This is a genomic window from Streptomyces sp. NPDC006691, assembly GCF_042869955.1.
Taxonomy (GTDB): domain Bacteria; phylum Actinomycetota; class Actinomycetes; order Streptomycetales; family Streptomycetaceae; genus Streptomyces.
Map to the genome: position 1 here is coordinate 119,089 of NZ_JBIAGW010000015.1, position 18,055 is coordinate 137,143.

Sequence of the window (18,055 nt, forward strand, 5' to 3'; positions counted from 1 at the left end):
CGAATCCGGTCAGTTCTCCCCGCCCGACTGCTCGGCCGCAGCCTGAGCAGCCTGCGCGGCAGCACTTCCCGGACGCTTGCGCTCCACCCAACCCTCGATATTCCGCTGCTGGCCCCGGGCGACGGCCAGCGAACCGGGCGGCACATCCTTCGTGATCACCGAACCCGCGGCGGTGTAAGCACCGTCCCCCACTGTGACGGGAGCAACAAACATGTTGTCCGAACCCGTCTTGCAGTGTGAGCCGATCGTCGTGTGATGCTTCGCCTCACCGTCGTAGTTCACGAACACACTGGCCGCGCCGATGTTCGTGAACTCACCGATCGTCGCGTCGCCCACGTACGACAGATGCGGAACCTTCGTCCCCTCGCCGATCGACGCGTTCTTCGTCTCCACATACGTACCGATCTTGGCCTTCGCCCCGAGCCGCGTCCCCGGCCGCAGATACGCGAACGGACCGACCGTCGCACCCTCGCCCACCTCGGAGTCGTACGACACCGCGTTGTCGACCCGCGCGTCCCGGCCCACCACCGTGTTCGTCAGCCGCGTATTGGGACCCACCTCGGCACCCGACGCCACATGCGTCGAACCGAGCAACTGCGTCCCCGGAAGCACCACCGCGTCCTGCTCGAACGTCACCTGCACATCCACGAACGTCGTGGCCGGATCCACCACCGTCACACCCGCGAGCATCGCCCGCTCCAGCAGCCGGTCGTTCAGCAAACGGCGCGCCTCGGCCAACTGCACCCGGTTGTTGATCCCCAGGATCTCCCGGAAGTCCCCGGCCAGCGACGCACCCACCCGGTGCCCCGCCTCCCGCAGAATCCCCAACACGTCCGTCAGGTACTCCTCGCCCTGACTGTTGTCCGTACGCACCTTGCCCAACGCGTCCGCGAGCAGCGCCCCGTCGAACGCGAACACACCCGAGTTGATCTCACGGATCGCGCGCTGCGCCTCGGAGGCGTCCTTGTGCTCGACGATCGCGGTTACCGCACCCGACACGTCGTCCCGCACGATGCGGCCGTAGCCGGTCGAGTCGGCGACCTCGGCGGTCAGCACGGTCACCGCGTTGCGGTCGTTCTCGTGCGTACGGGTCAGCTCCGCCAGCGTCGCGCCGGTCAGCAGCGGCGTGTCGCCGCACACCACGACGACCGTGCCCTCGATGGACTGGCCCAGCTCCTCCAGCGCCATCCGGACCGCGTGCCCGGTGCCGTTCTGCTCGTACTGCACCGCGGTCCGCACTCCGGCGTCGATCGCACCCAGGTGCGCGGAGACCTGCTCGCGGGCGTGGCCGACGACCACGACGAGGTGCTCGGGGTCCAGCTCACGGGAGGCTGCCACGACGTGCCCGACGAGCGAGCGCCCGCAGATCTCGTGCAGAACCTTGGGAGTGGCCGACTTCATGCGGGTGCCCTCACCCGCGGCGAGGACGACGACGGCGGCCGGGCGGGTTGCGCTCACGGAGGTGCCCTTCGGCTTCGGGGGGTGGACACCCGAAGGATACCGGGGGGCTTCGCGGATGAAATCGGGGTGGGGGCTGGGGAAATGCGGCGGGTCCTGACGGAAATCGTCAGGACCCGTGACCGCGATGCTCCCCCGCCAGGACTCGAACCCGGACATAGGGCACCAAAAGCCCCAGTGCTGCCAATTACACCACGGGGGATGGAAACCGGCTAAACCGGACATTCGGTCAGGTTGCCGGATGGGCACCCAACACTATGCCGTACCAAGCGCCTTCCATGCGACGGTATAGATGAGCACCTTTCGTCATGTAGACCACCAAACACCCCCGGTACGTCTCTGCGGTGTTCTTTCGCCTGGTGCGCGGGTTGTGCTTCTTGAGGGTGGCCCGCTGGAAAACGGAGACATCGACTTCGGCCAGGTCGGCCCAGAACTGCTCGGCGCCGGCCACGTCTCCGGACTCGTGAATGCTGACGCGGAAGCGCATCCGCTCGCGCGAGACCCCCAGTAGCTCCAGCCATCGCAGGTAGATCTTGATCACGTCGGGGTCGCTGTTGATGAACTGCAGTTGCTCGGTGCGTCGATACGTCTTGTCCTTGGCTCCCTCCGCCCAGTAGAGCCCGACGCCCACCATGAAGAGCTCCCGTTCGGACAGCCGCCCGATCTCGTCGCGTGCCGCCCTTTTCGTCGCTTGGCGTTCCTCGTCCTGAGCTGCGCGCAGGCGCGCGAGCCCCTCGTTCATCAGGGCGCGCCGCTCTTCGTCGGTGTAGCGCGGCGCCGGCTTCGGCAGGTCCCGCACCCAGAGCGATATGGAGCTCTTCGAGCAGCCGAGCTCGGCCTGGATCGCGTCGTACGTCATGCCTTGCGCGCGCAGCTCCCGCGCGCGGTCGCGGAGGTCGTCCTTGGCGTTGGGGCGCCTGGTCCACTCGGGGGCGGGCTCGCCGTTCAGGAGGCGGTTGAGGAGGTCGTTGTTGTCGACGAACAGGCGGTCGCGGATCTGGCGGCGGCTGAGCCCCTCGCGCCGCAGCGCGATCGCCTGCCGCCGCAGGCCCTCGAAGTCGGCGTACTTGCCGGGTGTGGCTGATGTCATACGGACACGTTCGTCCGGCGTCCGGACGCCCGCTCGAATGTCCGGGTGATTCACCGGATCGTAGGATTCGTACCGCTTCACGGCGTGTTGGGGGAGATTCTGTGCAGCGCGCGCGGGACGAAAGCCATAGGAAAATCGTTCGCGCCCGCCCGTAGTCTGGGAGCCATGACCGCAACGGGGGCTGACCAGGAAGCCACGGGGTTGACCTCCCGTGGCTGGTGGTGGTGGGAGCGCAGACGCAGCGCGGTGCTGGATGTCTCGCTCGGGGTGTTCTCCGCGCTGGAGTGTGCGCTGGAGGGTGTGGGTTTCGCGGGGGGCTCGGGGCTGCCCGTGCCGGCCGGGATGGTGCTCGGCCTGATGGCGGGGGCTTCGCTGGCGCTGCGGCGTCGGTGGCCGATCGCGGTGGTGCTTGTCTCGATCGCGGTGACGCCGACCAGCATGGGTTTTCTGCTGAGCGTGGTGGGGCTCTACACACTGGCCGCGTCGGAGGTGCCGCGCCGGATCACGGCGGCGCTGGCGGGGATGTCGGTGGCGGGGACGTTCATCGTCACGTTCGTACGGCTGCACCAGAGTGTGGCGCGGGGTGATTACGACCCGGGGTACTGGTACGTGCCGCTGATGTCGGCGGTGATGTCGCTCGGGATCACGGGTCCGCCGCTGCTGTACGGGCTGTATATAGGGGCGCGGCGGCGGTTGATGGAGTCGTTGCGGGAGCGGGCGGATTCGCTGGAGCGGGAGTTGTCGCTGCTCGCGGACCGGGCCGAGGAGCGGGCGGAGTGGGCGCGTACGGAGGAGCGGACGCGGATCGCCCGGGAGATGCACGACGTGGTGGCGCACCGGGTGTCGCTGATGGTGGTGCACGCGGCGGCGTTGCAGGCGGTGGCGCGCAAGGATCCGGAGAAGGCGGTGAAGAACGCGGCGCTGGTCGGTGACATGGGCCGGCAGGCGTTGACGGAGCTGCGGGAGATGCTCGGGGTGCTGCGCGCGGCGGATCAGCCGCCGGTGGCGGTGCGGGTGGATCCGGTGCCGCTGGCCGCGGTGGGGGCGGCCGCGGCGGCCGCGGCGGCGGCCGCGGAGGAGGGGCCTTGCCTCGCGGACATCGAGGCTCTGGTGGGGCAGTCCCGGGAGGCCGGGATGGTGGTGGAGCTGATGGTGCAGGGGGAGGTGCGTGACTATGACGCGCTGGTGGAGCAGACCGCGTACCGGGTGGTGCAGGAGGCGTTGACCAACGTCCACAAGCATGCGGCGGGCGCGAAGGTGATGGTGCGTCTTGCCCGGCGGGAGGCCGAGGTGGCGATGCAGGTGGAGAACGGTCCGGCGGACGGTGTCACGGCGGATGCGGGGTTGCCCAGTGGGGGCAATGGTCTGGTGGGGATGCGGGAGCGGGTGAAGGCGCTGGGTGGCGTCTTCGTGTCGGGTACGACGGATGCGGGCGGGTTCCGGGTGTCGGCGGTGCTTCCCGACCGGGCCCCGGTGGCCCCGTAGCCCGTAGCCCGTGACCCGGGCGGCGGGTCGCCCACAGGGGCGCGGAGAACTGCGCGATCGGCGACGCACGGCCGTGGGGTGGGGGAGGCCGGCCCGCCTGGTCGGGGGCAGCCGTGCCGGGTCGGGGTCAGCCCGAGGTGAGGCGGATGGGCTGGGTGCCGGTGACCAGGGTGTTGAGGGCGTGGTCGATGTCGGGGCCGAGGTACCAGTCGCCGGTGTGGTCGAGGGAGTACACGCGGCCTTGGGCGTCGATGGCCAGCACGGCCTGCTGGTCGCCTTCTTCGCCGAGCGGGGCGATGTCGGTTTCGAGGGCGCGGCCGAGGTCGGCGAGGGTGCGGGCGAGGTGGAGCCCGGCGAGGGGGTCGAAGCGCAGGGCGGCGGGCGCGTTGCGGCGGCCGGGTCCGGGGGCGGTGAGGCGCAGGCCGCCGAATTCGGCCCAGGCTTCGACGGCGGCGGGGAAGACGGTGTGGCGGTGGCCGGCGGGGGAGGTGTGGGCGCGCAGGACGTCGGCCCAGGCTTCGGCCTGGCGGATGTCCCAGCGCCCGGGCTGCCAGCCGGCGGTGCGCAGGGCGGCGTCGACGGGGACGGGGAAGCGGGTGGTGGAGACGTCCGGCATCGGCCGCGGTCTTTCCGTGAGTTCGGGGGCGTGGGGTTGGGTCGGGGCCGTGAGTTCGGCGGGGCGGGGTGGGTCAGAGCCGCGAGTTCGGCGGGGCGGCCGGCTCAGGGTTCGACGCTGCGGACGCCGAAGTGGTCGAGCAGCGCGGCGCAGGAGCGGCAGGGCGGGGCGTAGCTGCCGTGGAGGGGGTCGCCGTCCTCGCGTATGCGGCGGGCGGTGAGTTTGGCGTGTTTGAGTGCGCGGCGGGCTTCGCCGTGGGTGAGGGGTTTGCGCTGGGCGCGTTTGGAGCGTGCGGTCTCGACGGCGGTCAGGTGTCGGGAGAGCAGGATCGCTTCGGGGCAGCGGCCGGTGAAGCGTTCGCGCTGGCCGCTGGTGAGGGTGTCCAGGTAGTCCTGGACGAGGGAGTGCAGGGCGGGCGGCTGTTCGCCCTTGCCCGCGGTGCAGGTGAGGGTTTCGCCGCGGACGGAGAGGGCGGCGGCGATGGCGGGGAGGATGCCGTCGCGGCGGTGTCTCAGTAAGGGCACGGCGGTGCCGGGGGTGGCGCTCCAGTGAAGGCGCGGGTCGCCGGGTGTCTCTTTTACGGTGTTTATCGCGCTGGTTGCGGATGTTTCGCCTGGTGCGGTGTGCATGGTGCGGTGTTCCTCCCACTGGCGGCGGCTTTCGCCGCACGTGTCAGCGCCCCCGAGTTGCGGGGACAGCCTGCCAAATAGGGGCGCTGATACGGAAGCTGGGGCGTGATAAGCCGCGCGTCGCGGGCGCAGGGTGATATGCGGGTGACGGTTGGTGACCGAATGCGGGGCCGGTCGCGGGGCCGGTCGGCGGTATTGCGGCACCGCATAGTCTGGTCCCACCAGCCAGACGCAGGAGCACGCAGCAGGGGGCAACCGCCATGACGACAGGTCGGCTCGGGCAGCATGCCGCGCCACCGAACGCGGCCTATGCCGGGCAGGTCGTGCACTTCCCGGATCCGGTCCGCGCCTCCCGGCATCCCAGGGGGGTGCGGGTGGACGAGAACGGTTTCCCGGTCTTCTCGGCGTACGCGCGTGCGGCGGCGGAGATCGCGGAGCCGCCCGAGGGGTTCGGGGTGGATGAGCTCCGGCTGACCGACTATGTGTCGGCGAACGCGGCGCTGGCCGCCGCGGGGCACGAGTTGTGGGACACGGTGGCGCCGGTGGCGACGCCGCACGGCTGGACGTGGCACCACGTGCCCGGCGGCCGTCGCCTCGAACTGGTGCCGGTGGAGGTGAAGGCCCTGTTGCGGCATTACGGCGGTCTGGCGACGGCGCGGGTCGAGCACGACAAGCGCGGTACGCGGCCGTTGCAGGAGACGCGGCCGGCGCACTTCGGGCTGCCGAAGGGCTCGGTGTCGGTGACGGAGTCCCAACTCCTGGGTGTGGAGGAGGACTTGGGGTACCGCCTGCCGGGCGCCTACCGGTCGTTCCTGAAGGCGGCGGGGGGTTGTGCCCCGGTGGGTGCGGCGCTCGACGCGGAGCTGGGTCTTCTGGTGGACCAGCCGTTCTTCACGGTGCGGGACGAGGCGGCGGTCAACGATCTCGTCTACGTCAACAAGTGTTTGCGGGACCACCTCACCAAGGACTATCTGGGTGTCGCCTTCGTGCAGGGCGGGATCCTCGCGGTGAAGGTGAAGGGTTCGGCGGTCGGTTCGGTGTGGTTCTGCGCTTACGACGACGCGCGGGATCAGGACGGGTTGAGCGTGAACGAGCGGGTGGAGCGTCTGCTGCTGCCCTGTGGTGAGGACTTCGACGCGTTCCTCGGGCGGCTCGCGGGCAATCCGCCGGAGCTGGAGACCGTGGCGAACCTGATGGTGGACGGTGGCTTCGCGCGTGCCGTCGAGACGACCTCGGTAGGGGAGTGAGCCGGCCGATGGTGACTTTCGCTCAGGCGCAGGAGCGTGCCGAAGAGTGGATCAACGGCGATGTGCCCGCGTATCAGCACCGTGAGGTGCGGGTGCGGGAGTTCGAGCTGGGTTTCGTGGTGTGGGCGGAGGACCGCGAGAACGGGCCTTCGGGCGGCGGCGGTGCGCAGCGCCTGGTGATCGCCCGGGACAGCGGCGAGGCGACGCTGTGGCCGGGGTTGCCGGTGGGTGAGGTGATCCGGCGGTACGAGGAGGAGTACGGGGTTCCCGAGGACGCGCCGCCCGTGCCGGAGCCGCCGGCCCGGATCGACCTGAACCAGACGTCGTTCCTGCTCAGTCCGCCGGAGTGGCTCCAGGAGGCGGCGGACAAGCTGGGCATTCCGGACCGGCGGGGCGAGGGTTCCACGTCGGGTTCCGACTCGGGCTCCGGCTCCGACTCGGGCTCTGGTTCCGACTCGGGCTCTGGTTCCGACTCGGGCTCCGGGTCTGGTTCGGGTTCCGCGCCCGCTTCCGGTTCCGCGCCCGCCTCCGCCTCCGGTTCCGTATCCGGCTCGGGCGCCGGCGCTCCGGCCGGGGCCACGCCGTGGGCCGGGACGGACACCAACGCCGGGTCCGACGACGGTTCGGTGCCGCTTCCGGCGACGGTGTTCGCGCCTCCGCTCTCCGGTGTGGACGGCGAGGACGAGGCGCCGCCGAGGGCGCTGCCCGAGGCGAAGACGGCGTTGATGGCGGGCGGCAGCCAGCTTCCGCCGACGGCGCTCGCGCCCGCGTACGACCCGCAGGCCGCGCCGCCGCGGGGTGCCACTCCGCCGCCGGTGGCTCCGGCCGCTCCGGCCGCGCCGACGGGTCCTTCGGCGCCGGACGGCGTCGGGGACATCGCGGATGCCGCCACCAGCAAGGCTGTTGGGCCGCCCCCGGGTGCGCGTGCCGCACGAGTCGGGGGCTCGACTGTTCCGCCCCCGCCCGGCGCACCCGGCACTCCGGGTGCCCGCCCGGGTGCGCCGGTGCCTCCTCCGGCTCCGGGTTCGACTCCGCCGCCGGGTGGTCCGGCGGGTGGTTACCTGCCGACACAGTTGGTCTCGCAGCTCGGCCCCGAGGGGCAGGGTCCTGCCGCCCCTCAGACGCCGGCGCCGCCGCCCGCGCAGGGCGGGGTGCACCACGCCGCGACGATGTTCGCGGACCCGCATCACGTAGGTCCGTCGGGTCAGGGCGGCCCGGGTGCGCCGCTGCCTCCTGGTCCGCCGGGAAGTCCGGGTGGCCCGGGTGCTCCCGGTGCGCCGCTGCCGCCCGGTCCTCCGGGTGCGCCCGGTGGTACGCCCCCGGGCGGGGTGCATCAGGCCGCGACGATGTTCGCGGATCCGCATCACGTGGGTCCGTCGGGTCAGGGCGGCCCGGGTGCGCCGCTGCCTCCTGGTCCGCCGGGAAGTCCTGGCGGTCTCGGTGGTCCCGGTGCGCCGCTGCCGCCCGGTCCTCCGGGTGCGCCCGGTGGTACGCCCCCCGGTGGGGTGCACCACGCCGCGACGATGCTGGCGGGGCCCGCGCAGACGGGGCCCGGCCAGATGGGCCCCGGCGGTCCCGGTGCGCCCATGCCGCCGGGTCCCCCCGGGATGCCGCCCGGCGGTCCCGGGCCGCAGGCGCCGCCCGCGTACGGGTATCCGCAGCAGCCCCCGGCGGGGCTGCCGACGGTCGGCCCCGGCTATCAGGCGGTGCTGCGCTACCGCGCGCCCGACGGTTCCGAGCAGCAGCTCATCCGCCGTTCGGCGCCCGGTACCGCGCACCCGGAGTGGCAGATCTTCCACGAGCTGCGGGCGATGAACGTGCCCGCCGACCATGTGCTCGAACTGCACACGGAGCTGGAGTCGTGCGAGCTGCCGGGTGGTTACTGTGCGCGGATGATCCGCGAGCAGTGGCCGCAGGTGCGGATCACGCACGTCGCCCCGTACGGCAAGGACCATGGCTCGCGCCGCCAGGGCGTCCAGCATCTGCTCACCCACCAGGGCGAGTTGGCGCAGGTCGCGGATGGTCCGGCCCGGCCCCAGCCGGTGCGGGCGCCGATCCCGGCGGTGCAGCCGGTGCCTCCGCTGCCGCCGGAGGGCGTGGCCCACGAGCTGGCGGGTGCGTTCGGTCCGCAGGGCGTGTTCCGCTTCGACCAGCGTGCGGTGTCGCGGCAGGGCGTGCCGGAGGTCGTGGCGGTCACGCTGGTGTGGGCGGGTCTGCCGCTGGACTTCGGGCCGTTCTTCTGGGCGCAGGCCGTGCCGGGGCAGCCGGTGCCGACGCTGGCCGAGCTCGCGCAGCAGCGCGGGGTGCAGCCGGCGGCGGACGCGGGTTCATATCTGGTGATGGGCTCCGACTTCGGGCGGGCGATCTGTGTCCAGTACGGGACCGCGAACATCGTGGCGGTGCCGGTGGAGGCGGGGCCGGGCGGGCAGTCGGTGCCGCCGCAGTTCGTGAACTCGGGGCTGCCCGAGTTCGCCCGCTCGCTCGCGCTGCTCGGCCGGATGTGGCGGCTGCGGTTCGGGCTCAACCCGGAGCAGGCGGGCCGCTGGACGGTCGACTTCCAGGCGCAGCTCGCGGCCCTCGACCCGGCGGCGCTGGCGTCGCCGGAGAGCTGGTGGTCGGTGCTCCTTGAGCAGATGTGGGACGGGCTGCTCTGAGCGGCGCCTTCGCGGCGCCTTCGCGTCGCCTTCGCGTCGCCTTCGCGTCGCCTTCGCGTCGCCTTCGCTGTGCCGGGGCGCTCACCGTGCGGGTCGCGGTGGGCGCCTTCGGCGTGTGATGGGGCTGGCACCCGGGTGATTCCGGGTTCTGGCGCCGATTGACGCATCCTTGACCGTGCCGTGTGGGCGGAGTGTCGCGTTATGACCATTTCGCTTCGATCGGCCAGGATGAGCGCCGGGCAGCCAGAACGCGTACCGGGCGCCAGTGGGTGCGGGAGAGAGGCTTCAGGGATGAGCGCAGCATCGTTGCCGCCGGCGGCGCAGCCGTTCGGGGTGGGCCGGGGCCGCGGCTACCGTACGGATCAGGTCGACCGCACCCTGGCCCGGCTGTCGCAGGAGCGGGACGCGGCGTGGGAGCGGGCGGCCCGGCTCACCGTCCTCGCCAAGCAGATGGGCGCCCAGGCGGCGGCCCTCGCCGAGCAGGTCGGCGCGCTCGCCCCGCAGACGTACGAGGTGCTCGGCGGCCGGGCCTCCTCGCTGTTCGCGCTGACGGTCGATGAGGCCGACGCGGTGCGGGCCGGTGCCGAGGAGGCGGCCGCCGCGGACGTCCTGGCCGCCGAGGAGGCGGGCCGGGCGCTGCGGGAGGCGGCGCGGACGCGGAGCGAGGCGCTGCTCGCGGAGGCCGAGGAGCGGGTGCGGCGGACCCTGCTCGCGGCCCGTACCGCGGCGGACGAGCTGCGTCTGGCGGCCCGTACCGAGGCCAAGGAGCGCCGCGAGGAGGCGGCCGGTGACCTGGACGGGATGCGCAGGCGCTGCGAGGCGTATCTGGCCGGGCAGGACCAGGAGCGGGCCGAGGCGCTGGCCGCGGACGAGCGTGAACGGGCCGCGCGCGAGGCGGAGTTGGACGCGAGGATCGCCGAGCTGACGGCGGTCGCGCAGGCGGGTCTCGACGAGGCGCGGCGGGTGTTCGCCGAGGTGGAGGAGAACGCGCACCGCGGTCAGGAGGACGCGGAGGCGCGGGCCGCCGAGCTGGTGGCGGGGGCGCGGGCGCATGAGGACCGGATCGCGGCCGAGACGGACCGGGTGCTGCGCGAGCACACCGCCGCCCGCGAGGAGGTGCAGGCGCACATGACGCATGTGCGCAACAGCCTGGCCACCCTCACCGGACGCCCCCCGGAGAGCGAGAGCTGACGGTCAACTCGCCCTGTCCGTGCGGGAGTTCAGTCCTTTGTGGGGGTGGGGTCCGTGAGGACGGGGAAGCGGCGCGGGGCGAGGAACACCAGGACGAGCAGGGACAGGACGGCCGCGATCGCGGCGCCGAGGTAGACGTGGTCGACCGCGCTCGCGACCGCCCGGCGCAGGTAGTCGGCGGCAGCCGCGGTGAGGGACGCCGGGTGGTGCAGGGCGCGCGAGACGGAGTCGAGGTCGCCGGGCAGGCCGGGCATGGGGGCATGGGCCAGGCGGGCGGCGAGGGTGGCGTTGGCGATGGCGCCGAACAGGGCCGCGCCGACCGACTGGCCGACCTGGCGGCAGAACAGGACGGACGCGGTGGTGGTGCCGCGCTCGGCCCAGCCCACGGTCGACTGGACGCCGACGATCAGCGGAAGCTGGAACAGGCCGAGCGCGCCGCCGAGCAGCAGCATCAGCAGGGCGGGCTGCCAGGCGTGGCCGGGGAACGGCAGCAGCGGGAAGGCGGCCAGGATCAGGGCGGCGAGCGCGATGCCGGTGATCGCGGAGTTGCGGAAGCCGATGCGGTTGTAGACGCGGCTGGAAAGGGCGGCCGAGAGCGGCCAGCTCAGGGTCATCACGGACAGGACGAACCCGGCGGCGGTCGGGTTGAGGCCGAGCACCGACTGGGCGTAGGTGGGCAGGAACACGGTGGGGGCGACCATGAGGAGGCCGAGCCCGCCGAGTGCCAGGTTGACGGCGGCGATGGTGCGCCGGCGCCACACCCAGCCGGGTATGACGGGTTCGGCGGCCCGGCGTTCCACGAACACGGTGAGGGCGGCGCACGCGGCACTGCCCGCGAGCAGGGCGAGCGAGGGCGCCGAGAGCCAGGGCCAGGCGACGCCGCCCTGGACGAGCGCGGTGAGCAGCAGGGCGCCGGTGGCGAAGACGCACAGGGCGCCGGCCCAGTCGATGCGGGGCCGGGCGGCGGGCGCCTCGCGGGCGGGTTCGATGAAGTACCGGATGACGAGGTAGAGGGCGACGGCGCCGACGGGCACGTTGATGAGGAAGATCCAGCGCCAGTCCGCGTAGGAGGCGAGGAGTCCGCCGAGGGCGGGGCCCGCGACGGCCGAGGTCGCCCACACGGTGGACAACTTGGCCTGGATCTTGGGGCGTTCCTTCAGTGGGTACAGGTCGGCGGCGATGGTCTGGACGGTTCCCTGGAGCGCGCCGCCGCCGAGGCCCTGGACGATGCGGAACGCGATGAGCGCGGCCATGTTCCAGGCGAACGCGCACAGGACGGAGCCGGCGAGGAAGACGATGACGCCGACGACGAGGACGGGCTTGCGGCCGAAGGTGTCGGAGAGTTTGCCGTAGACGGGCAGGGTGACGGTCACGGCGAGCAGATAGCCGCTGAACAGCCAGGAGAAGACGGCGAACCCGCCGAGGTCGCCGACGATCTGGGGCACGGCCGTCGAGACGATGGTGCCGTCGAGGGCGGCCAGGGCCATGCCCATCATGAGGGCCGCGACGACCGGGCCGCGCCCGCGCGGAGCGGCGGCGGGCGCCGCGCCGGGTATCGCTTCGGTGTGGGGTGTTCCGCCGGAGACGCTCACCGAGATCCCTTCACTGTGCATGCATCTGGGGGCCCCACCTTCTCACTGGGGGCCGGAGCGGCGGCAGGGGTGGAGGGGCCCTGACACGTAGTGGTCCTCGGGGTGGAGACCCCTAGGGGGCGGGCCCTACGTGGGGGGAGGGCCTGTTCGTCCCGGCGGAGGAGGTGGCGGGAGGGGCCCGTTCCCTACCTTGGTTCGAAGCCGAAGGGGGCGCCCGCACTGGCGGGCGACCGGCTGCATGAGACCTAGGAGAACCACCGTGACCACGGCTGTGACCATTCCTCGACACGGGGGCACTGGAGGAGGGCGTGCGGCGGTCGCGGCACGGGCGCGCCAGGTCGTGAAGGCGTACGGGTCGGGGGAGACCCGGGTGGTGGCCCTGGACCGGGTCGACGTGGACATCGCCCGGGGGCAGTTCACCGCGATCATGGGCCCGTCGGGTTCCGGCAAGTCCACGCTGATGCACTGCCTGGCCGGCCTCGACACGGTGACGAGCGGCCAGATCCATCTGGACGAGACCGAGATCACCGGGCTCAAGGACAAGAAGCTGACGCAGCTGCGCCGGGACCGGATCGGTTTCATCTTCCAGGCGTTCAACCTGCTGCCGACGCTGAACGCCCTGGAGAACATCACGCTGCCGATGGACATCGCGGGCCGCAGGCCCGACGCGCGGTGGCTGGAGCGCGTGGTGGAGACGGTGGGCCTGGCCGGGCGGCTGGGGCACCGGCCCACCCAGCTCTCCGGCGGACAGCAGCAACGCGTCGCCGTGGCACGGGCGTTGGCGGCCCGGCCGGAGATCATCTTCGGTGACGAGCCGACCGGAAACCTGGACTCGCGGGCGGGCGCCGAGGTGCTGGGCTTCCTGCGCCGGTCCGTGGACGAGCTGGGCCAGACCATCGTGATGGTCACCCACGACGCGGTGGCCGCCTCCTATGCGGACCGGGTGCTCTACCTGGCCGACGGCCGCATCGTGGACGAGATGTTCCGCCCGACCGCCGAAGCGGTCCTCGACCGCATGCTGCGCTTTTCCGGGGGACAGCCCCAGACCTCCGACGTCGACGCGCGGGAGCGTACGTCATGAGCGTGCTCAAGACCTCGCTGCGCAACTTCCTCGCGCACAAGGGGCGGATGGCGCTCTCGGCCGTCGCGGTCCTGCTGTCGGTGGCGTTCGTGTGCGGCACGCTCGTCCTCACCGACACCATGAACACCACCTTCGACAAGCTGTTCGCGGCGACCTCGGCCGATGTGACGGTCAGCCCCAAGTCGGCCTCCGGCGACGGCACCACCTCCCAGACCGGCAAGCCCGAGGCGCTGCCCGCCTCGCTCGTCGACAAGGTCGCCAAGGTGCCCGGCGTGCGCACGGCCGCGGGCGCGATCGGCAGCACCGGCGTCACGGTCGTCAACGCCAAGAACGAGAACATGGGCTCCAGCACCGGCGCGCCGACCATCGCCGGCAACTGGACGGAGAACAGCCTCAAGGCGATGGAGATCACCTCCGGCCGTGCCCCGCGCGGGCCGACCGAGATGATGGTCGACGCCGACACCGCCGGCAAGCACCATCTCAAGCTCGGCGACGAGCTGCGCACCATCGCCGTCACCGGCGACTTCACCGCGAAGATCACCGGTATCGCCACCTTCAAGGTGACCAACCCCGGCGCGGCCGTCGTCTACTTCGACACCCCGACCGCCCAGCGTGAACTCCTGGGCGCGAGCGGCGTGTTCACCCAGATCGACGTCACCGCCGCGAACGGCGTCAGCGACGCCGGGCTCAAGCAGGACGTGGCGGCCGCGCTCGGTTCGGGCTCCTACAAGCTCCAGACGGCGAAGGAGGCGGCGGACGCGGGCCGCGCCGGCGTCGGCTCGTTCCTCGACGTGATGAAGTACGCCATGCTCGGCTTCGCCGGGATCGCCTTCGTCGTCGGCATCTTCCTCATCATCAACACGTTCTCGATGCTGGTCGCCCAGCGGACCCGCGAGATCGGCCTGATGCGCGCCATCGGCTCCAGCCGCAAGCAGGTCAACCGCTCGGTGCTCGTGGAGGCCCTGCTGCTCGGCGTGTTCGGCTCGGTCCTCGGGGTCGGTGCGGGAGTGGGCCTCGCGGTCGGCCTGATGAAGCTGATGAGCTCCATCGGCATGGACCTGTCGACCGGTGACCTCACCGTCAAGTGGACGACCCCCGTCATCGGCCTGATCCTCGGTGTCGTGGTGACCGTCGTCGCCGCCTATGTTCCGGCCCGCCGCGCCGGGAAGGTCTCGCCGATGGCCGCCCTGCGCGATGCCGGCACCCCCGCCGACGGCAAGGCCGGAGCGATCCGGGCCACCATCGGCCTGGTCCTGACCGGCGCCGGCACCGCGGCCCTGTTCGCCGCCGCCAACTCCTCGAAGGCGGCGGCCGGTTCGGGCCTGCTCGGCCTCGGTGTCGTGCTCACCCTGATCGGCTTCGTCGTCGTCGGGCCGCTGCTCGCGGGCCTCGTGGTGCGGGTGATCAGCGCGCTGGTGCTGCGGATGTTCGGTCCCGTGGGGCGGATGGCCGAGCGCAACGCGCTGCGCAACCCGCGGCGTACGGGGGCGACGGGCGCCGCCCTGATGATCGGGCTCGCCCTGGTGGCCTGCCTGTCGGTGGTCGGCTCCTCGATGGTCGCCTCGGCCACCAGCGAGCTCGACAAGTCGGTCGGCGCGGACTTCATCGTCTCCTCCGGCGCCGGCCAGCCGATCGTGCCGCAGGCCGCCGACGCGATCAAGAAGGCCCCGGGCATCTCGCACGTCACCAACTACAAGTCGGTGGACGCCAGACTGACCGCTCCCGACGGCAAGGCGCAGAACGGCCAGGTCACCGCCGCCGACCCCACCTACCAGGACGACCTGCGGCGCAAGACCGTCGCCGGTGACCTGTCGGCGGCGTACGGCAGGGGCGCGATGTCGGTCGGCGACGCCTACGCCAAGGAACACGGGATCAAGGTCGGCGACACGATGACCGTCGCCTTCAAGGGCGGTACCACCGCCGGGCTGAAGGTCGCGGCGATCACCTCGGACGACACCAACGTCGACAAGGGCGCGATGTACACCAGCATCACGACCGTCGAGCAGTACGTGCCGGCCGACAGGATGCCGAAGAACCTGCTGATGTTCGCCAAGGCCGACGACGGGAGGGCCAAGGACGCCTATGCCTCCCTGAAGGAGTCGCTGAAGGCCTATCCGCAGTACAAGGTGCAGAACCAGACGGACTTCAAGAAGGACCTGAAGGACCAGATCGGCCGGCTCCTGAACATCGTGTACGGGCTGCTGGCCCTCGCGATCATCGTGGCGGTGCTCGGTGTGGTGAACACCCTGGCCCTGTCGGTGGTCGAGCGGACCCGGGAGATCGGTCTGCTGCGGGCGATCGGCCTCTCGCGCCGGCAGCTGCGCCGGATGATCCGCCTGGAGTCGGTGGTGATCGCCCTGTTCGGGGCGCTGCTCGGCCTCGGGCTCGGCATCGGCTGGGGCACCACGGCACAGAAGCTGCTGGCCCTGGAGGGCATGGGCGTCCTGGAGATCCCCTGGCCGACCATCCTCACGGTGTTCGTGGGCTCCGCGTTCGTGGGCCTGTTCGCCGCCCTGATACCCGCCTTCCGGGCGGGCCGGATGAACGTCCTGAACGCGATCGCCGCCGACGGCTAGGGCTGCCGATCCGCCTGCCCCGGCTGGAGTTTGAGCAGTACGTATCCCCCTGCCACCCCGGTGATCGAGTACTCGGCGTCGGGGTGCAGGGTCGTCGCGTACTGGACGGGATCGCCCGCCCAGCCGTCGGAGTTGTCGATCGCGATGTAGCGCGGGACCACCGGGCGGGCGGCGCCCACCCAGAAGACCCGGCAGCGGGAGGTGAGCCGGGCGATGGGCCCGATGTCCGCCTCGACGGTGGCCCCGTCCGGGATCCGCTCCAACAGCCGTTCCACGGCGCCCACTTGGGGGCTCTTGCGGTACGTGGCCGACGCGGTCAGGGCCGCGAGCGGCAGCGAGGGCGTCAGGGCGAGGGCCGCGGCGGCCGTGCAGGCCGGCAGGTTGCGGGCGTACGTACGCAGCCAGGGGCGCGGGCTGGTGCGGGCGGTGGCCACCGCGTCGGCCAGCGCGAGCGCGAGGACCGGCATCAGGACCGCGCTGTAGTGCCAGTCGGTCGACCAGTAGTGGTCGTCCGAGGACAGGAAGCGCCAGCCCAGGGTGGGCAGCGCGGCGAGCAGCAGCGGGGAGCGCAGCGCGAGGAGGCCCGTGGTGGGGATCAGGGTCCACAGCAGGGTGGAGAGCTTGACGTCCCAGGCGGCGAACGGGCCCGCGCCGCCGTGCATCTTGCTCCAGTAGTCGTAGCTGTCCGTGGAGTTGAACGCCGGGATGACGAGGGTGAGCGTGACCAGGACGGCCACCGCACCGAACGCGGCCACCACGAGCGCCCAGCGCGCCGCGCGCGGTGAGGCGCGGCGGGCGCGCACGGCGACGACGACGGCGAGCGCGGACGCGGTCAGGCCGAGGTCCTCCTTCACCAGGACGAGGGGCAGCGCGTACAGGAGGGCCGCACGCCACCGACCGCACAGCACCGCCTCCAGGCTGAACGCGATCAGCGGGACGGCGAAGCAGATCTCGTGGAAGTCGAAGTCGGCGGCCCGCTGGATCCCCCAGGAGAGCCCGAACGCGACCCCGATCGCCAGCCCGGGCCCCCGCCCCAGCAGCCGGGCCGAGCCCCGGACCACGGGAATCGCGGCGAGGGCGAAGAGCGCGGACTGGGCGACGAGCAGGGTGACGGGCGTGGGGAACAGCCGGTAGGCGGGGGCGAGCAGGGCGGTCACCGGGCTGAAGTGGTCCCCGAGGACGTTCGCGCCGGGCCCCTTGAGATCGGCGACCGGCGCCTGGAAGTGCGCGTAGGCGCGGACGACCTGCTCGAAGATTCCCAGATCCCAGGACAGGGTCTCCATGCGCCGGTAGCGCAGGACGCTGAGCGCGGTGTACGCGGCGAAGAGCGCGGCGGCCAGCAGATGGGGATCGGCGGCCGGCCGCCGGCGTATTCGCGGCCTGGGCGGCCCGTTCTTGCTCGGGCCTTTCGTCGCCGTCGCCTCCCCGGTGGTGGTCTCGGGCAGGGAGAGGAGGACTCCGGACACGGGTGGGGCTCCTTGGGTCAGCGGTTGGGGGTGGTGGGAACGGTCGGGGTGGTGGAGGGCGAGGGGGGCCGGGGCGGGAAGGAGGGCGTGGGCGAGCCGGAGGGCGGGGAGGCCGACGGGGTGGCGCTGTAGGTCGGGGTGCCGGAGCTTTCCACGGGGGACGGCGAGCCGTAGGCGGGGGTGGGGACGGAGGCGGGCGGCACGGGTCCGCTCTGCTGGAGCCGCAGGCCCAGCGCGGTGCCGGACCCGGCGAGCAGACATACCGCGCAGGCGGCGGCTGCGGCCAGGTTGCGACGCCGGCGCCGCAGCCCGCGGGCGGCCACGAGGGCCGCGGGTTCGGGCAGGATGGCGCGGCCGGCCGTGTCGGCGGCCAGCTTCAGGGCGCGGGCGAGGGGCTCGTCGCCCCGGCGTACGCCGTCGAGGTCAGACACCGTGTTCCTCCTCCTGGAGACGGGGCGCGAGGGCGGCGCGGGCGCGTGAGAGGTGCGTCTTGACGGTGCCGGCGGAGATGCCGGTCTCGTGGGCGACCTGGTCCACGCTCAGGTCGCACACGTAGTGCAGGACGGCGACGCGGCGCTGGCGGTCGGAGAGCCCGCGCAGGGCGTCGACGAGGGCGACCGTGCCGGGGTCGGGGGCGGGGGCCTCGGCCGTGTGCGCACGGCTGTGGCGCCGCCAGGCATCGGCGGCGCGGCGGCCCCTGCGCCAGCGGCTCACGGCGAGGCGCCAGGCGACCGTGCGGACCCAGGCCTCGGGGCCGGCGCCGGTGTCCAGGCGGCCTCGGCGGCCCCAGGCCCGGACGAAGGCCTCCTGGACCACGTCCTGGGCCTCGTGGAGGTCGCCGGTCATCAGGTACACCTGGCCGACCAGCGGTTTCACGGAGTGCGCGTAGAACTCCTCGAACTCGGCGTCGGTCAATGCGGCTCCTGTGGCTGGATAGGTCTCACGGGGTATACGCCCCCGGTGCCGCGCT

The 18,055-nt window shown here is 72.4% G+C and carries 14 protein-coding genes and 1 tRNA gene; 6 read left to right on the plus strand and 9 right to left on the minus strand.

Annotated features, from left to right (window positions below; genetic code table 11):
• Window positions 1-9 precede the first annotated feature (9 nt).
• From glmU to ACFYNP_RS28175, 3 genes are all read right to left on the minus strand, one after another.
• Window positions 10-1,458, minus strand: a complete 1,449-nt coding sequence (glmU, locus tag ACFYNP_RS28165; RefSeq protein WP_388789209.1) for a bifunctional UDP-N-acetylglucosamine diphosphorylase/glucosamine-1-phosphate N-acetyltransferase GlmU — start codon at window positions 1,456-1,458, stop codon at window positions 10-12.
• Window positions 1,459-1,588: 130 nt separating this feature from the next.
• Window positions 1,589-1,660: transfer RNA gene (locus ACFYNP_RS28170), tRNA-Gln, on the minus strand.
• Between the two features lie 27 nt (window positions 1,661-1,687).
• Complete coding sequence (locus tag ACFYNP_RS28175) at window positions 1,688-2,548, minus strand: hypothetical protein (protein WP_388789212.1); 861 nt, start codon at window positions 2,546-2,548, stop codon at window positions 1,688-1,690.
• Between the two features lie 165 nt (window positions 2,549-2,713).
• On the opposite strand from ACFYNP_RS28175, the gene ACFYNP_RS28180 reads away from it, so the two are divergent.
• A complete protein-coding gene (locus ACFYNP_RS28180) occupies window positions 2,714-4,033 on the plus strand; it encodes a sensor histidine kinase (RefSeq protein ID WP_388420503.1) in 1,320 nt (439 codons plus the stop codon).
• A gap of 127 nt (window positions 4,034-4,160) precedes the next feature.
• Here ACFYNP_RS28180 and ACFYNP_RS28185 read toward each other — a convergent pair whose 3' ends face one another.
• Both ACFYNP_RS28185 and ACFYNP_RS28190 read right to left on the minus strand, forming a co-directional pair.
• Window positions 4,161-4,649, minus strand: coding sequence for an SUKH-3 domain-containing protein (locus ACFYNP_RS28185; protein ID WP_388420489.1), 489 nt, complete (start codon window positions 4,647-4,649; stop codon window positions 4,161-4,163).
• Between the two features lie 104 nt (window positions 4,650-4,753).
• Window positions 4,754-5,278 (minus strand): YwqJ-related putative deaminase, encoded by a 525-nt coding sequence (locus ACFYNP_RS28190; RefSeq protein WP_388789215.1) that lies wholly within the window; start codon window positions 5,276-5,278, stop codon window positions 4,754-4,756.
• A 260-nt stretch (window positions 5,279-5,538) separates the two neighbouring features.
• Here ACFYNP_RS28190 and ACFYNP_RS28195 point away from each other — a divergent pair, with 260 nt between their 5' ends.
• From ACFYNP_RS28195 to ACFYNP_RS28205, 3 genes are all read left to right on the plus strand, one after another.
• Entirely contained in the window at window positions 5,539-6,525 is a 987-nt protein-coding gene (locus ACFYNP_RS28195; RefSeq protein WP_388420491.1) for an SMI1/KNR4 family protein, read from the plus strand.
• Between the two features lie 8 nt (window positions 6,526-6,533).
• On the plus strand, window positions 6,534-9,179 hold the full coding sequence (locus ACFYNP_RS28200; protein WP_388789217.1) for an SUKH-4 family immunity protein: 2,646 nt from the start codon (window positions 6,534-6,536) through the stop codon (window positions 9,177-9,179).
• Between the two features lie 291 nt (window positions 9,180-9,470).
• Complete coding sequence (locus ACFYNP_RS28205) at window positions 9,471-10,370, plus strand: cellulose-binding protein (RefSeq protein WP_388789220.1); 900 nt, start codon at window positions 9,471-9,473, stop codon at window positions 10,368-10,370.
• 29 nt (window positions 10,371-10,399) lie between these two features.
• Here ACFYNP_RS28205 and ACFYNP_RS28210 read toward each other — a convergent pair whose 3' ends face one another.
• Window positions 10,400-11,983 carry an MFS transporter gene (locus ACFYNP_RS28210; protein ID WP_388789221.1) on the minus strand — a complete coding sequence of 528 codons (1,584 nt, stop codon included), beginning with the start codon at window positions 11,981-11,983 and terminating at the stop codon, window positions 10,400-10,402.
• A gap of 238 nt (window positions 11,984-12,221) precedes the next feature.
• Here ACFYNP_RS28210 and ACFYNP_RS28215 point away from each other — a divergent pair, with 238 nt between their 5' ends.
• Window positions 12,222-13,043 carry an ABC transporter ATP-binding protein gene (locus ACFYNP_RS28215; protein WP_388789223.1) on the plus strand — a complete coding sequence of 274 codons (822 nt, stop codon included), beginning with the start codon at window positions 12,222-12,224 and terminating at the stop codon, window positions 13,041-13,043.
• Entirely contained in the window at window positions 13,040-15,619 is a 2,580-nt protein-coding gene (locus ACFYNP_RS28220) for an ABC transporter permease (protein WP_388789225.1), read from the plus strand. The genes ACFYNP_RS28215 and ACFYNP_RS28220 overlap by 4 nt, the downstream gene beginning before the upstream one ends.
• Here the strand turns inward: ACFYNP_RS28220 and ACFYNP_RS28225 are convergent.
• The 3 genes from ACFYNP_RS28225 to ACFYNP_RS28235 form a co-directional block, all read right to left on the minus strand.
• Window positions 15,616-16,902 carry a DUF2079 domain-containing protein gene (locus tag ACFYNP_RS28225; protein WP_388789314.1) on the minus strand — a complete coding sequence of 429 codons (1,287 nt, stop codon included), beginning with the start codon at window positions 16,900-16,902 and terminating at the stop codon, window positions 15,616-15,618. The two genes, ACFYNP_RS28220 and ACFYNP_RS28225, sit on opposite strands and share 4 nt — an antisense overlap.
• 200 nt (window positions 16,903-17,102) lie before the next feature.
• The gene (locus tag ACFYNP_RS28230) at window positions 17,103-17,516 is read right to left on the minus strand and encodes a hypothetical protein (RefSeq protein ID WP_388789227.1); all 414 of its coding nucleotides are present in this window, start codon (window positions 17,514-17,516) and stop codon (window positions 17,103-17,105) included.
• A complete protein-coding gene (locus tag ACFYNP_RS28235) occupies window positions 17,509-18,000 on the minus strand; it encodes a SigE family RNA polymerase sigma factor (protein ID WP_388420498.1) in 492 nt (163 codons plus the stop codon). Before ACFYNP_RS28235 ends, ACFYNP_RS28230 begins: the two co-directional genes overlap by 8 nt.
• Between the last annotated feature and the right edge of the window lie 55 nt (window positions 18,001-18,055).